At 39.5% G+C, this 15,655-nt stretch carries 11 protein-coding genes; 3 read left to right on the forward strand and 8 right to left on the reverse strand.

All coding sequences use genetic code 11. The features are described from left to right. Nucleotides 1–90 precede the first annotated feature (90 nt). On the reverse strand, nucleotides 91–1,494 hold the full coding sequence (locus O9295_RS01690) for a DUF262 domain-containing protein (RefSeq protein ID WP_288031188.1): 1,404 nt from the start codon (nucleotides 1,492–1,494) through the stop codon (nucleotides 91–93). Nucleotides 1,495–1,987: 493 nt separating this feature from the next. Next, on the reverse strand, nucleotides 1,988–3,178 hold the full coding sequence (locus tag O9295_RS01695) for an HhoA/HhoB/HtrA family serine endopeptidase (protein WP_288031190.1): 1,191 nt from the start codon (nucleotides 3,176–3,178) through the stop codon (nucleotides 1,988–1,990). Between the two features lie 163 nt (nucleotides 3,179–3,341). Here O9295_RS01695 and O9295_RS01700 point away from each other — a divergent pair, with 163 nt between their 5' ends. From O9295_RS01700 to O9295_RS01710, 3 genes are all read left to right on the forward strand, one after another. Continuing rightward, a complete protein-coding gene (locus O9295_RS01700) occupies nucleotides 3,342–4,679 on the forward strand; it encodes a Mur ligase family protein (protein WP_190723713.1) in 1,338 nt (445 codons plus the stop codon). A 187-nt stretch (nucleotides 4,680–4,866) separates the two neighbouring features. Beyond that, complete coding sequence (locus tag O9295_RS01705; RefSeq protein WP_012267906.1) at nucleotides 4,867–5,670, forward strand: type 1 glutamine amidotransferase; 804 nt, start codon at nucleotides 4,867–4,869, stop codon at nucleotides 5,668–5,670. Between the two features lie 76 nt (nucleotides 5,671–5,746). Continuing rightward, on the forward strand, nucleotides 5,747–6,667 hold the full coding sequence (locus O9295_RS01710; RefSeq protein ID WP_353851835.1) for a hypothetical protein: 921 nt from the start codon (nucleotides 5,747–5,749) through the stop codon (nucleotides 6,665–6,667). An 86-nt stretch (nucleotides 6,668–6,753) separates the two neighbouring features. On the opposite strand, the gene O9295_RS01715 is transcribed toward O9295_RS01710, so the two are convergent. From O9295_RS01715 to O9295_RS01740, 6 genes are all read right to left on the reverse strand, one after another. After that, a complete protein-coding gene (locus O9295_RS01715) occupies nucleotides 6,754–7,497 on the reverse strand; it encodes a cupin domain-containing protein (RefSeq protein WP_288031195.1) in 744 nt (247 codons plus the stop codon). A gap of 931 nt (nucleotides 7,498–8,428) precedes the next feature. Beyond that, a complete protein-coding gene (locus O9295_RS01720) occupies nucleotides 8,429–9,439 on the reverse strand; it encodes a methyltransferase (protein ID WP_159250598.1) in 1,011 nt (336 codons plus the stop codon). 45 nt (nucleotides 9,440–9,484) lie between these two features. Continuing rightward, on the reverse strand, nucleotides 9,485–10,774 hold the full coding sequence (locus O9295_RS01725; protein WP_159250599.1) for an ATP-grasp domain-containing protein: 1,290 nt from the start codon (nucleotides 10,772–10,774) through the stop codon (nucleotides 9,485–9,487). A gap of 23 nt (nucleotides 10,775–10,797) precedes the next feature. Next, on the reverse strand, nucleotides 10,798–12,120 hold the full coding sequence (locus tag O9295_RS01730) for a coproporphyrinogen-III oxidase family protein (protein WP_159250600.1): 1,323 nt from the start codon (nucleotides 12,118–12,120) through the stop codon (nucleotides 10,798–10,800). Nucleotides 12,121–12,419: 299 nt separating this feature from the next. Beyond that, nucleotides 12,420–13,289 carry an amidohydrolase family protein gene (locus tag O9295_RS01735; RefSeq protein WP_288031198.1) on the reverse strand — a complete coding sequence of 290 codons (870 nt, stop codon included), beginning with the start codon at nucleotides 13,287–13,289 and terminating at the stop codon, nucleotides 12,420–12,422. 41 nt (nucleotides 13,290–13,330) lie between these two features. Continuing rightward, complete coding sequence (locus O9295_RS01740) at nucleotides 13,331–14,923, reverse strand: NAD(P)-binding domain-containing protein (protein WP_159250602.1); 1,593 nt, start codon at nucleotides 14,921–14,923, stop codon at nucleotides 13,331–13,333. Between the last annotated feature and the right edge of the window lie 732 nt (nucleotides 14,924–15,655).

The following is a 15,655-nucleotide window of genomic DNA, read 5'->3' on the forward strand; positions in this document are numbered from 1 at the left end:
TATCATTTGTTTTGGCATTTTTACTATAGATGTCTTTTTTGATTAGTCCTTCACGAAATGGCTCTTCTGGTTTCTGTGTGGAAATGAGGTCTATACTGATAGTTTATTTAACAAAATAGTCCTAAAAGTCTTTCCCAGTAAACATTTCACGATTTCATAAGCAAAAATTATCACACACAGTCGAGAAGAGCCACGAAATTCATCGTCTGATGGCCATGACTTTTCTCCTTGATAATCTCTCAGAACTTTTTTGAGATTAAACAGTGTATTATTAGAGTTAGATTGTTTTTTTATGTCTTCATATAAATTTTCAAAAATTTTCCCTAAAATTTTTGTAGATTTATTAACAAAGGATCGTCGAACAAAGTATGATTCTAAACAATCAACAATTTCAAGGAAATCCTGAATAGATAAATGCTTGTCTTGAAAATCTCTATAGATATTGAGAAGAAAAATACGACAAGTAGTAAAATCTAGGCGATTTAATCGACTAAATCTATCTTTTAGTTCGTCTTTATTTTCACTTTCTTTGGGAAAAACAAGACACTGATAATATTCAGCAAAGTTAATCAACTCATCTAGTTGATCTTTAATATTAAAACTATTGTTTTCAGCATTTTTGTCTAGGCGTTGTTTAATTTCTTTATAAACTTCTTTTTTACTAATTGATTCACCGTCTTTGCGAAGATATAACCAAAAAGATTCAGTCAATAATTCAGCATATTTTTCCTCTTTTTTTTCCTCTATAGCTAGTCTTTTAAAAGATGCTTCAAGAGGTTGCCACTTTTGTTTGTATATATCTTCTCGTTGTTCACTAGGTAACTTCATAAAAACATAGTTACGGACTAAATCTGCTTGGGTAAGTTCTTGTCCTTTTGTATTGAGACTTTCAAAAATAAGATAAGGATTTTCTTCGCTATCAGAAGTAATATTGACTAAAATTAAACGCTCTAAAAGAAGATTTTTGAAGAGTTTATGTTCTCCCTCTGCAAAATTCTTCTTTTTAAGACGTTCCTTAAAGTATTGATATGCCTTATATATTGTTTTGTTATCAAATTCTCTGCTATTTTGGTTTTTGATGATACTTTTGTAAGCTTCACGATCATCTTGAGTTGGCAAGATTTTATAATAATCATCATCTTTTTTAAACTTATTTATCAGATAGTATTCATATAATTCTTCCGCCAACTCTGTATGGTTTTTCTCTTGTAAATAATTTCGCAAAGCCGCTATGATGATGGCAAGAGTAGTAAGACGTTGTTGTCCATCTATTACGACATACGGAGATATACCTTCGGCTGTTCCAGGAATTGACTGGGTGACAATAGAACCAAGAAAATGAGGTTCTTGCTCCTTATCATAGAGACTCATTAGATCTTCCCATAAAGTCTCCCATTTTTGCTTGTCCCAAGAATAAGGTCTTTGAAATAGAGGGATTTGAAATTGTTTAGTACCTTCAAGTAAATTACGAAGACTGGTTTCTGATGCTTTCATGATTTGATTTGCTCCTGTAATCGTTTTGTCTTTGGTAAAAGTGGCAAAAATTGTCTCAATTTGATTAGCCCATAAACGCCGAGCTTAGGGAACCGTCCGAAACCTTCCACGGCGAAATAAGGAAATCAACCAACTAAATAAAATCGCCCAGTTAACGGGAGAATGACCCCCACCGAGACGGTTTATCCTCCTTCAAGGTGACATCTTTCACCCAGTTTAACTGATTTTCAATACTCCAATGCCCCTGAATTGGCTTCAAAAAGGCTTTCGCAGACAATCTTTCACTACTGATGAAATAAGTCTTCTCCTCAAAGTTCTTTCCCTCCCGTTTGCCTTGACGTTTCACTAGGACAAAGCTTTGTCAACCTTTCCATCCTGCTCATGGTTATATACTGAAACGATGCTGACTCACATCTTGCTCGCAAGTCTGGCCACCTTCTACCGTACACTTAATACTTTTTGCCCCAGTTGCCAGGATGGTCTGGTATTTGCTTTAATCGCTAGTTTTGCTGGGAAAAACCCCCGGTTGAACGGTGAGAGTTTGTTGTTTACCCCTGCGGTTAATCTCGATTTCCAGATTACCACCGATCGCACTGGTTTCTACACCTTGCTGCACATCGGCGGCGGTTTTAACGGGGTTTCCTGCCACAGTTTCGATGATATCACCCGCTTGCATTCCGGCTTTTTGAGCGGGGGAATTTTCCACCACTCGCAGGACGATTACCCCTTCATTTTGGTCAATATTAAAGTTTAATTCTTTAGTTTCGTTCAATTGCTGCCGTAATTCTGGGTTTAGCGTCACCATGTGGATACCGATGTAGGGATGTTCCGCTTTACCCTTGCTAGATAGCTGTCCCGCCACTTTTTGGGCGGTTTCGATGGGAATGGCAAACCCTAAACCCTGGGCATCGGCCCGAATTGCCGTATTAATGCCGATAACTTCCCCCTTGGCGTTCAGCAACGGGCCGCCGGAATTGCCGGGGTTAATAGCGGCATCGGTTTGGATAAAACGAACCCGTTTATCGGGAACCCCCACTTCGCTGCTAGTGCGTCCTAGGGCGCTAATAATGCCCACCGTAACCGTATTATCTAAGCCTAGGGGATTGCCAATTGCGATCGCCCACTCCCCAGGGATTAAAGTTTCGGCCTTGCCAAAAGTCACCGTCGGTAAATTTTTCGCCTCGATTTTCACCAGGGCCACATCGGTCATATTGTCAACCCCCAGGACTTTACCTTGATGAGTTTGACCGTTTTTCAAAGTCACTTTTACTTGGGTTGTCCCTTCCACCACATGGGCATTAGTTAAAAGTAGTCCATCTGTACTAACAATAAACCCGGAACCGGTTCCCCGTTCCAAATGCTCCCTGGGAATCGGCACTTCATTACCAAAAAAGCGCCGAAAAAAGGGCTGTTTAAATTCTTCGGGAATTTGGTCGGCCACTTCCCGGGCCGAGTCAATCCGCACCACCGCCGGCCCGACTTTCTGCACGGCCTGGGCGATAAAATTAACATTGCCGTCGTTTTGGGGAATAACAGGAAGAGAGAGGGAAGCGGGGAGGATTGCCGGCGGTTTATTTACCTCTAGGGGTGCTTTTCTGCTTAAATACTGATTTCCTAGCACACCCACAGTACCACCTAGGGCGAGTAATCCCAGTGAAATCCCCAATCTTGTCAATAAACCCATAAGCTCTAGCCCTAAAATGTCGTGTGCGGTAGAATCGGCCCCAAACTTACCTATATTATAGGCTGTCTTTTTTGTCGGTAGAAAAGAATCAATGGGAACTTACCCCGTTTACGGGTCTTCTTTTAGGGGTAAAATCACGAAACAGCTATAAGAATCTCACTTCATGCAATTGTTTGATCGTATCCGTTTAGGGATAGCCGTAGCGGTGGCTAAAACCGTTACTGCTGTGGTTAAAGGACTCCGTTTAGGGGCTGCCAGCGTCTTGCCGGGGGAAATTGCCCGTCGTCTCCATCCCCGTTTGTTGCCGCTACTTTGTGGGCAAGTCCGAGGGGGGGTAATCTTGGTGGTTGGCACAAATGGAAAAACTACCACTTCCCTACTGCTAAGAACTATTCTAGAGCGTCAGGGGGCAAAAGTCACCCATAATACCACCGGGGCAAATTTAATTAATGGTTTAATCACTGCTTTATTAGCCGATGCCAATTTATTCGGCACTTTAAAGGCTGATTATGCCATTTTAGAAGTGGATGAAAATATTCTCCCTTTGGTTTTAAAAGATTGTCGTCCTCGCGCTATTTTAGCTCTCAATTTGTTTCGCGATCAACTCGATCGCTATGGGGAAGTGGATACAATTAGTCGCCGTTGGCAAGGGGCCATATCTCCCCTACCCACCGATACTTTAGTGATTCTCAATGCTGATGATCCGACCCTTTCCCATTTGGGTCAACAACTGCCCCAAAGAGTTGTATATTTTGGCTTAAGTGAGCCGGAATTATATCTAGAAGAAATTCCCCACGCTGTCGATTCTATTTACTGTCCTAAATGTGGCGCTTCTTTGGATTATCGCGGGGTTTATCTCTCCCATTTAGGGGATTTTAGTTGTCCTAGTTGCGGCTTTAAAAAGAGTAGTCCTGCTTTTCATAGTCACGATTGGCCGCAGATATTAATCGGTGTTTATAATAAATATAATACTTTGGCGGCGGGTTTAGTAGCCCAGGAATTGGGGATTAAAGATCGAGAAATTTTTGAGACAGTTCAGGGTTTTAAAGCGGCTTTTGGTCGAGCGGAAGAATTAGAAATTGAGGGTAAAAAAGTTAGGATTTTACTATCTAAAAATCCCGTGGGTATGAATGAAACAATTCGCGCAGTGGCTGATATTTTACAGAAAGAAAAGTCCTCGACTACTCTCTTAGTTCTCAATGATCGCATCCCCGACGGGACGGATGTTTCTTGGATTTGGGATGTGGATACGGAAAAATTAACCCGTTTGGGAACAACTTTAGTAGTAACGGGCGATCGACTTTATGACATGGCTTTACGCTTACAATATAGTCAGGATAGTCTCGCTTATCCCGTTAATTTAATTGTTGAATCCGAGCTAAAAAAAGCGCTCCAAATTGCCCTTAATAACACCAAAAATGAGGAAACTTTACATATTTTACCCACCTATTCTGCTATGTTAGAAGTACGAGAGATTCTCACGGGACGAAAGATTTTGTAGAAATTAGAAAAGAGTGAAGATTGGTGTTAGGTGTTGGTGTGGTCACTGCGTGCGCCTTGCGGGGGGTTTTAGGGTGTTAGGGTTTTAGTTGAAATTCCCCACTTCCCCACTTCCCCACTTCCCCACTTCCCCACTTCCCCATTCCCCCATTTCCCCATTTCCCCATTCCCTAATCCCCTAAAAAATTATGCAAGAACTAGAACTAAAAATCGGCTGGTTATATCCGACCTTAATGAGTACCTACGGCGATCGAGGTAATGTTATTACTATCCAAAGAAGATGTCAATGGCGTGATATTCCTGTGACAATTATTCCCCTAGATGCTCAAACAGAAGCCGAGACATTTTATCAAGTAGATATAATTGTTGGGGGTGGGGCGCAGGATCGGCAGCAGGAGATCGTTATGCGCGATTTACAGGGTAAAAAAGCGGCAGCGATGAAAGAACAATTATCGGCAGGAATACCGGGGGTTTTTACCTGTGGTTCCCCACAATTATTAGGGCATTATTACGAACCAGCTTTCGGTCAAAGAATCGAAGGATTAGGATTATTAGACCTAGTCAGTAAACATCCCGGCCCCAATGCAAAACGCTGTATCGGTAACGTGGTTTTTGAAATTACTGCCTCTCCCTTAGCGGAGGAAATTAAAGCTATGACTGGGGAAAAACCGCTAGTAATTGGCTTTGAAAATCACGGGGGTCGTACCTATTTACAGACCGTTTCTCCTTTAGGAAAGGTGATTACTGGCTACGGAAATAACGGAGAGGACGGTTATGAAGGGGCATTTTACCACAATGCGATCGCTACCTATGCCCACGGTCCCTTACTACCCAAAAATCCCTTTTTAGCTGATTGGTTAATCCAAAAAGCTTTAGAACAAAAGTATCAAAAACCGATTTTTTTAACAAAACTTGATGATTCTCTGGCCTTGAAGGCACGATTTGCCATGTTTGAACGACTAGAACTAACCGGCGTGACCAATAAAGCCTAAACTGGTCATATACACTTATGGCAGGAGATAGTCAAACTAGCCATTAAGAATTTTAATTGTGGCAGCTTATGAAATTATGACTGGAAAAATTATCGATCGTCAAACGGCGGGGTTTCTCGTCCTCATCATTCCCCTAGCGGTGCTAATCATCCTTGTTTTTACCGCTTGGCCATTGATCCTACTTGTCTTCTTCTTAACTCTGGCAGTCAAGGTGTGGCAAGACTATCGCTGGTCAAAATTATCGACGGTGATTAACCCCTATTTCAATCAACTTTTACAGGACAATCAAGGTTGTCTCACCCCGATTGACCTATCGGCAAAAGCCAATCTCACGGCCAAATTAGCCAGACAATTTTTAGACAAAAAAGCTGAGGAATTTGGGGCGCAAAAAAAAGCTGTAGGCGATCAGGGTATGGCCTATTACTTTATCACCGCCAGTACCTTGGGTAGTATTTTTGATGAGAGTGACCCCTCTTTAGAACAAATAGGGGAAAAACAAATTCCTGCGATTACTGCATCGAGATTCCCTCGGACCAATTTAGAGCAATCGCAGGAGACTAAATCCCCCCTGATTGTCGCAGAGAAGAGCGAAAATTCCGTCCCAGAGGTTCCTGTTATTTCCTCCTCCCAACCTCTGACTAATTTAGGTAAATTATTTGAGGAAAAAGAGGAAGAAAATACCGCAGCGATCGCTGTTCAAGAAACGGTAATTCAAGAACCGGAGGAGATAATTAATCCTAGTTTGAACAGTCCTGACAGTTCTTTATCCCAATCAGAATCAGAAGTTAGGGAAGAATCTCTAACCACTGTATCTGAAACCATCTCATCGATGAGTTTGGCGGATTTGGCTAAACGTTTAGGAGTTACCCCAGCCGTTTTGGGTAGAAACAAAAAAAATAAATCGGAAGCAGAATTTGCCGATTGGAGTCGCATCAGAGATCCCGATGGTATTGCTTGGAAATTTGACGCAAAAAACTCCTTATTTGTGGTCAGCTGATAGGGAATTTGTTTTGTTTTTTAGACAGGCTCAATGCCTGTCTTTTTTGGCTCTACGTCCGACCCTCAATCCCATAGATGGTTGCTTCAGATTGCTTGAGGATGTTGGAAATCATCACCGACCACAAATCTGGCGGTTGTATCAGCAACAGGATAGGTTTTAACGTAAATGAGACAACCTGTTCTTGAGGAAGGACTGTAGGGGCAATGGGGGGGGTATCTTAGCCAACTGCCTACTGGATAACTACCTAACTCATCACTCCAGGTACCTTCAATGACAAAGATTTCTTTAATCTCAGTTTCGACAACATTCACCAACTGAGTGTTGGGCAGCCAACGCTCAATCCAGACTTTTTCTGAGAAATCTGCTTGCTCATAGAGGTGTTGAACCTTAATTTCAGGCACTATACCTACTTGCCAAGAGCCATTAAAAATGTTGGTTCTCACTTGTTGACGAGTTTTACCACCATGTTGCCGCAATTTAACAAAAGTCAGGCATCCTTCCTCACTATAGGGGCGATGGATAAAGCCTTCGGGGTTAAGCATATAAGTGCCTGGTGGATGCACCCCTGTTTCATCTACAAAATTGCCTTCAAGCACCAAAATCTCTTCACCTCCGGGATGTCCATGCAGCGGGAAAAAACCACCCGGATAGAATCGAGTCAGCATTGTTACTGGATGATCCTGGATTTCATGGTCAGACTCGAAACAGCCAAACCAAATTCCAGTAAAGTTTGTCTGAAACCAAGTTAATGATGTGGGAAGCACAGATAGGCGGCTTAGTAGGTTTACGTGAACTTTTTGGGGTTTCCACAGAGATTGAGCAGTCATCTTTCCTGAATTTTATTTTTTTGCGTCGAAAAATTATTTGGCATTATTCTTCTACCTAAGAATACTATGTAAGCAGTTATGCCTTCAAGTTTCCGAGTTCATCTACTCTCATTAAGAACTTCGGAACAGGAAATACGCAGAACTCGATCGCGATGGCTTTTTAGTCCAGCTAACGGCTAAGTTATGCCGTGCTTCTCATCTACAAGACGGTGATCGCCTTAATTCTTAAGCATGGCCGACTGAACAGAGACCTAGCAAGGGTTTCTCGGATAGCCTCATACTAAATCCGTTGAGCATAGGCTACTTATAAGGACAGGCAAAAGGCAAGAGGCAAAAGTGGGGATAAATAATCAGTTTTTAATAACCGGATTTAGTATGATATGCCAAATTAGCAGTAGAATTGGGTAACAAAACGGCAATAATTAAGACATTAGTTCCTCCTAAATGATGTAAGTGCAATCGCCTATCTTGTAGTGGACTGTTTCAGCTAATTTGGTGTATTAGAAAAATGCTATAAATTTTATAATCTAAGACTTTAAGCCGAAATCTATTGCCCTATTTTAGCTGAAACAGTCCACTAGGCAAAATTAATTACACATTTCGATAAAGCTTTTGCCTCTTGCCTATTACCTCTTGCCTATCTTCACTAGGAAATTTATTTTGCACGACTACTTAACTACTCTAGAAGAGCTAGGGATTTTTCTACAGTGTAAGTTCGGAAGAACCGTTTATCTTACTATTTTAGCGGGAGCATCCCACTTTTGTAATAAGCAATTGTACTTAGGTGCGAAATACTTATGTGGCAAGCTTTTTCAGGAGTTCATAGATTTTCAGCGGTTCTCTAAATTGTGTGATTGGAACTAGAATCGTTACTACAAAAGCTTTCTGAACCTTTTGAGCATTTATACTTGTTACATAATCAGGATGCTCCCTATTTTACTCCTACTACTAGATGTTTTTCTCCTGATGAACGAATAACTTGACAGTTTTGAAAGCCAACTTTTTCTAACCAGAAGATATAATCAGAGCCTGAATAATGTTGTCCCCAAGTTTCTAAGAGCATACTTAAATTCATCATTGCAGTTTCTACTGGTCCATTTTTATCTTCATTAAATAATTTTTCTACAATGAAAATTGTGCCTCCCTCTGGCAAGGAATCAAATATCTTCTTTAATAATTTAGTTCCATCTTCTCGATTCCAATCAGAGAGAATGTAACCCAAAACGTACACGTCACCATGAGGTAAATCTTCTTTAAAGAAGTTCCCTGCCACGAATTTTAAGCGATCTGCAAGCTGGTGTTCAGCACATTTATCCTCTAAAAAGAAGCGAACGTTTGGCAAATCAAAGACAATAGCATTAAGTGTCGGGTATTTTTCCAGCGCAGCTATGGAAAATGAGCCACTTCCGCCGCCTACATCTACTAAGGTTTGATGTTTATCTAAGGGATACTTTTCAACTAGCTCTTTAGCGGGAGTGTAACCCATTCCCCACATACTCGCTAAAAAGTTCTTAATGCGTTGGGAATTATTATACAATTCTACAAATGGCGAAGCATCCTGTAAATCACCCAAAATGTACTTCCATTGAGGTTTGTCTTCTTTCAATGCTTCCTTAAGATAGGGAAAAATGTGAGTGGATATTTCTCTGAAATGAGAAAAAGATTCCCCACAATATTCTGGAGATTTTTTCTGCAAAAATGGTCGTAAATGTTCAGGCATTCCATAGGTGTTTGCTTGTTTTTGAACTAAGCCAATAGCTACGCTACCTAAAAGTAACCGTTCCAAGGCAGATGATTTGACATCAGCGACTTCAGCTAGTTCCTCCGTTGTGTAAAAACCTCCTTGAGCTAGGTAATCAAATATGCCTGTTTCATCACCAACAAAAAGAACATGACTCATCATGAAACCGTACATACTATTTTTTATTTCTGATGGCATCATTGTTTTTATTTTCCTTTATGAATAATGTTTGAACTTCAAATTGACTCAAGAATTTTCTGACTCGGATATGTCAAGATGAATACTTTCCTGAATGAGATAATGCTTGTTTAAAACTTCCTCTCTAGATTCACCCCCAATCAGGTAATAGGCGAAATGGGGTTGTGCTGATTCTGGCAGGCAATAAACCCGCTCACCTAATTGATTCAAGATTTGAACGTCCAATAGCTCTGATATGCTCTCGAATATATCTAACCCCTGAACTTTAGTCAGAACGCCACTTTTGGGAATAACTATTCCTCCATATAAAATAGCTTTGCCGTTAGAGCAAATCTCACTGAGTTTCTTACCTAACAAAACGTTTAAAAGCTCTACATAGGGATTTATTTTTGTCAGGTATTCAACCGATGCAACTGTGTAAGCACCACCCGGACGAATACCCGCTTCTAATACTTTCGGTCCATCGTTTGTAAAGCGAATTTCTACATGAGCTGCGCTAGTTCCATCAGCAGTTAAAGCCAAGACAGCATCAGTAGCAATTTTACTGATCTGTTCTACTTCTTGGGGACTTAAAGAAGTTGGAGAAATAGACATCTTTTCAGCAAAGTATGGTCCCGTAGCTGGTGCTTTTTCAAAAATCCCCAAAATTTGACATTTACCTTGAGTGACGATGCAATCAACCGCCACCTCAGTTCCTGTACAGTATTCTTGAGCAATGATTTTGACCTCAGAAGTTCCATAGGCTAATCGGTTGCGATCTGTTTTTAAATCTAAATCTACAGGTCTTTCTAGCATCTTTAAAAGATACTGTACCCCATCTAGATAGTCATCCCTAGATGCTACTTTAATAACACCCTGACTATTCATCGAATCAGACAATTTAATAATAGCCGGATAACCAATATGGTTTTCTATTTCCCGCCAGCCGCAATTAGGGTCAGGAATAGCAACAGTAGTAGGAACAGGAATTCCCTTTTTGTACCACCTTTGATAGGCAAGATATTTGTTGCGACTGGCTTGAGCCCCACTGAATTTAACGCCTCGTAATCCCAATATTTCGGACGCTTTAGCTGTAATTGCTGTTGCTCCTTCATAAACTGGTAGTAGTACATCAAAGGGATGCTTTTGGTGATAGTCGGCGACTTTTTCCACTACCACAGAAGGCTGGTGTAGAGGAACTTCGATAACCGCCTCTAAATCACTACAATCAAAAGCTGGTCGGTGCGGAACGAAGAAAACAAGCTTACAGCCTGCTTTTTGCAGAGTTTTAATCAAATAAGTAGTGGGATAAGCATGAATAATGCCAACTCGCACCTGACTTTTTTCACTCTTTTCCATCTCAATATCCCTTAAATTAGATTTTAGAAACTACCAGTCCGAATACCAGGTCGATCTTCGACAAAGCCCAAGGATGTCATAGCAGATTCCCTCTGGTGAGGATCAAAGGTATCGAACATCATGCTGGTCGTCCATAGCTTACCTACTTCACTTAATTTCCAGCTTTTGGCAGTTTCGTAAATTAAACCATTTTGTTGCCAAAAATCCCAAATATTTTGAGAAATTGACTGTATTGCCTTTTGATAAACTTTGTCAATCTCAAAAAACTTTATGAAGAAAGCAGCCCCCCGGTTTTCTGGTGTAGTCAGGAGGAAGGAAAGTTTTTCTAACGGAAGTTGTCCCGCTTCAACAGTCTGCAGGTACTGCTCAGTATTGCCTAAGTTCATGTAGCAATAACCATTGAGATAGCCTCTTGCTGATGAACCCAAAGCAATCATCTCAGAAGAATGATCCCCTTTACCACCACCCCACATCAGTCGGAAATACTCACAGACTTGAGGTTTTTTAGCAAAGATGGGATCAGCAACATCATAATAGCCCATATTTTTGAGAGAAGTTCGCAGTTGTTGAGCTAAAGCGAAGTGCATTTGTTGGCTTGGTTTAGAGGGGATTGTTCCATCCTTCATAGCCATTTTGAATTTTTTAGGAAAAGCGTAGTAATGAAGGTTGTAGTAATCTAGACTATCGAAGTCGTGGTTTTTGAGATGGGCTAAATCATATTCAATGGCGGTAATATCTTGACCAGGCAAATCATACATCATATCGACGTTAATATCTTCAAACCCTCGTTCGCGAGCATTTTTGGTACAATTATCTACATCTTGGAGGGTGGCAGCAATATTAAATAATTCTCGCATTTTTTCGTCATAGGTTTGAAGACCAAAACTAATTCTTTTAACTTGATACTCTTTTAGTAAATCAAGTTTTGCTGGTTCTGAAAGGGTTTTCGGTTCTCCTTCAAAAGAAATTTCAGCATCTGAATTTATCTGAAAGTGTTTGAAGAGATTCTCAAAGATTTTTCGTAAGTTAGTGACGGAAAAAATAGAAGGGGAACCACCTCCAAAATAAACCGCTTTGAACGACATATCCGAAACATAAGGAAGACTGGATACTAGTTCTATTTCCTTACAAAGAGCTTCTGTATAGCGATCATAAATTTCGCCTCCCTTATCAACTCTAACATGAAAGGGACAGAACCTACACATATCGTGGCAGTAAGGAATGTGAAGATAAAGTAAATTTTCGGTAACTGCTGGTTTCGGACTGTTCAAAATTTGCCGAAAAGTATTTTGATGATGGCTGTCTGTGAATTTATCTTCTAATAAGGGATAGAAGTAATAGGTCATTGGGTATAGAGTTGTGTACATTAAATACTCCTAATTCGTAGTTGGGTTTGAGACAGTCATTTTTGATCTGCCAGATTAAATCAGTAGCCATTTTTGAATTTTAGTTCTTCGATTTGTCTATGCAACGTATAGGATTATGAGGAATGAAACTCTCATATAAAAAGAGATTTAGCGATTTTTGTCAATTGTTTTCGATCTAGAACGAACTAATCAATTAAGTCTCTTGCCAGATAAGGATTGAGTCAATTTATGCTCCCCTATCGAACTATATTAAGTAACAAAGAGCCTGAATTTTCTGCTTAGACTGACAGAGCTAGAATTGCTTTCGGAACAGCATTTTCCTGTTTTTTCAGAGCATCTTTTAATATTTTTTCTGCATTTTGATAAAAGATAGCAGAGAGAATTGAATCGGGAATATTAGCTTGTTTGTATTGCTCTAGCAAAGCTGAGTAACTACCAACTACTGGCCAGTCTGAACCAAAAATAATTTTTTGAGATAATTTTTCTAGATCAGGAAAGACCTTCTCAAGAGACAAGGGATCTAGCAAAGCAGTATCTAGGTAGACGTTAGGAAAACTTAGAGCCATAGTCATAGCTTCTCCATACCAGTGCGGTTTTCCTCCATGAGCTAAAATCAATATCAAATCTGAATATTTTTCTGCTAGTGGCTGAAACTCGAGGGGGTTAATAAATTGCTGCTCTGTGTCCTTTTGAGCGGTTAAGCCTGTATGAAAAATTACGGGTAATCCCAAAGATTCACACATTTTATACACGACTTGCATATCGTCTCTGAGAGCATTAAAGCTGTGGTCTGCTGGATAAAACTTGAACCCTTTTATCCCTAACTTGATACTTTTCCAAAATTCATCTTGGACATCATGATAATTGGGATTGATACTGCCAAAGGGAACAAACATATCCTTATTTTGTGCAAACTCAGCAATCATTCGACTATCAATCGTATAATTGGTTCCTGGCCCACATTCAGCTAGTAAGACAGCACAGTCAATCCCCTTGTCAGTTAAATACTTTTCTAGGATTTCTGGTTGAGAAAATACTTCAGCTACCTTGACATTGGATTCCATCGGCCGGCAGGTTAGTAGTTCTTGAATGTCGTCTCGTAAAAGCTCAAATTTCCCAGCATGGACATGAAAATCAATAATCTTCATCGCACTTTTCTCCTCATAAGGATGATTTTTTTACTCAACAATTAAGCAACTAAAGAAGGATGGGCTGAAATATTTTCTTGACAATAATTAATCAGAGGAAAAATATGTTCATCCTCTAACCATTCAGCCGATAAATCTTCGAGAATGTGATGTTCAGAAATTAATTGGTGATTTTTATATTGTCGGATTATCGGATGCAAAAACGTACTTAACGCAGCTTCACTTTGACTTGTTCGTTCAATGCGTTCTACATTAAAAGGGTCGGCTATTTCTCGATGTCCGTACTCTAAGGTAATCAGAAAAAAATTTGTTTCCTGAGCTAGCATTTTTTCATGAACATAATCAACTGGTAAATCCTCATAATAAGTTGCTTGGCTATCAAATTGATTAATCGCAACTACATCACAGAGAAATCCTGGTTGTTGCCATAAAGCAGAGGTTACATTAACTCTTTTAAGAATGGCTTGAGCGACTGATTTAGGATCACCTTTAAGGGAATAACTGGGTAAAGGCTGTTGATTGTTTTTCCAAGCTAAAATTTTACTTAATGCTTCAATATTGTAGCGGAATCCATGAATAAACCCTGACATATATTTTTTGAAATCTCGCATTTGCATTAAGGTCCCAGCAAAATACATATCTTTGACGTTAGTAGATTCCCATTCACTGGTTTGGTTAGGAAAGCGATTATCAATTACTAGCTCTGGTTTGCATCTGTCATCGAAAATAGAATCGTCAAAGCGAAAACCTGTGCAAATTATCACTCGATCATATAACAACATTTCTACCTCTCCTGAAGCATGAGAATATTGAAAAGTTACTGCGTATTGCTCTCCTTTTTTTTCAATGTTGACAACCATTGCATCAAGGATAGCATTCTGTGACTTGAGTTGGTAAGTATCCAAAATATTATTGTTAACTGCTCTTAAATGACCTACATAGTGGGTTTTCCAAGCCATTTTAATCGGATGAGGACTGACTAAATGAATTTTGCTAGTTGTCGCTATTAAATTATCAGCCGTTTCAAACGCAGAGTTACCTTTTCCAATAATTAAAACCGCCTCATTTTTAAAATCATTGGGATCGACCGTGACATCAGTATAATTTTCTGCTAACTCAATACCTGGAATTGAAGGAACATAGGAAAGAGAAACCCCAGTAGCAATAATTAAGTAACGACAGATATAATACTTGCCACGACTATCTTCAATTTTAAAGTTATCCTCTTTAGTAATTTTGACTACGTTGACTTCATAATCGATCGGCAGCTGATAATAGTTGGCAAAATCTTGAAGATAGGTTGTTAGAGATTGGGATTGAGGGAAATAAGCTTGACTATAGTTTTTGAATAAAAGCCGATCATTATCGTTAAGTAAGGAATTCCAATCCCATCTTAAGTTTATTTCTCGATCATTGTATCCTGTGTAAACCTTATTGCTCGAAATCAGTTGTCCGTGCCGAGGAAATTTTTGGAAGAAACTGCCTGCCTTTTCTCCTCTCTCTAAAATTAGAAAATTCTGTTTTTGTTTTTGGAGAAAATACCCCATCTGTAATCCAGCAGGACCAGATCCAATAATTATATAATCTAAAATATTTTTGTTGCTTGTCGTCCATTCTTGTTTTTGAGCAATCATTTTTGTCCTAACTCCTGCAGTATTTTTTCATCAAAAGACCTCTTGCATAAATCCGAAAACAAACGATAGAAACAATAATGCGAGGAACTTTCAGTTAATTATTTATTAGTAGTTGATAATTTTCAAAAATGTTGCTGTACAAGGATCGACTTAAGACTTTTGCAGGAGATCTTAAGCACAACATAAATTTATCACAGCTAATTATGAATCAACATGATACAGATAAAACTGATGTTCTGATTCTATCGAAGCAATGTCTTTCTATATAAAAATTTTATTACTCATAACTCCTCTCTCTTGCATAATAAAAACCGAAGAAATATAGCAAAGAGAGGGGTGGTTAGGACAATCAATCGCTGAAACCCTTGACCGATAAGAGTTTGAAAATTGAAAGCGTCCTAAATAACCCATTTCTTGCTATATAATCCATATTCTATCCAATCACCGGGAAATCCACAACCTAAGTTTAGAAACTTAAGATGAATTTAAGGATTTGTACGGCAGGGTAAGCTGTGTTTGGCTCTTCTCGAATTTGTATGATAATTTTTGCTTATAAAATCGTGAAATGGTTACTGGGTAAAACTTTTAGGACTATTGGGACTTAGACAAAAAACAAATCGAGAAAAGCTTCAACTCCAATCCCCGCTTGGGATTTACTTCGAGAAGCCCAAAATCGCTGAAACCCAGATATATCAAGGAAAATCATAAATCGAGGTTAACCCTTTGTCCCGT

It is taken from the genome of Microcystis sp. LE18-22.4A (assembly GCF_027531105.1).
GTDB lineage: Bacteria > Cyanobacteriota > Cyanobacteriia > Cyanobacteriales > Microcystaceae > Microcystis > Microcystis aeruginosa.

What these genes read in the sequence shown, in the direction of transcription:
- O9295_RS01720 (WP_159250598.1), bottom strand. Translation starts at nt 9,439, where the DNA reads ATGATGCCATCAGAAATAAAAAATAGTATGTACGGTTTCATGATGAGT.
- O9295_RS01725 (WP_159250599.1), bottom strand. Translation starts at nt 10,774, where the DNA reads ATGGAAAAGAGTGAAAAAAGTCAGGTGCGAGTTGGCATTATTCATGCT.
- O9295_RS01735 (WP_288031198.1), bottom strand. Translation starts at nt 13,289, where the DNA reads ATGAAGATTATTGATTTTCATGTCCATGCTGGGAAATTTGAGCTTTTA.
- O9295_RS01700 (WP_190723713.1), top strand. Translation starts at nt 3,342, where the DNA reads ATGCAATTGTTTGATCGTATCCGTTTAGGGATAGCCGTAGCGGTGGCT.
- O9295_RS01695 (WP_288031190.1), bottom strand. Translation starts at nt 3,178, where the DNA reads ATGGGTTTATTGACAAGATTGGGGATTTCACTGGGATTACTCGCCCTA.
- O9295_RS01705 (WP_012267906.1), top strand. Translation starts at nt 4,867, where the DNA reads ATGCAAGAACTAGAACTAAAAATCGGCTGGTTATATCCGACCTTAATG.
- O9295_RS01710 (WP_353851835.1), top strand. Translation starts at nt 5,747, where the DNA reads ATGACTGGAAAAATTATCGATCGTCAAACGGCGGGGTTTCTCGTCCTC.
- O9295_RS01715 (WP_288031195.1), bottom strand. Translation starts at nt 7,497, where the DNA reads ATGACTGCTCAATCTCTGTGGAAACCCCAAAAAGTTCACGTAAACCTA.
- O9295_RS01740 (WP_159250602.1), bottom strand. Translation starts at nt 14,923, where the DNA reads ATGATTGCTCAAAAACAAGAATGGACGACAAGCAACAAAAATATTTTA.
- O9295_RS01690 (WP_288031188.1), bottom strand. Translation starts at nt 1,494, where the DNA reads ATGAAAGCATCAGAAACCAGTCTTCGTAATTTACTTGAAGGTACTAAA.
- O9295_RS01730 (WP_159250600.1), bottom strand. Translation starts at nt 12,120, where the DNA reads ATGACCTATTACTTCTATCCCTTATTAGAAGATAAATTCACAGACAGC.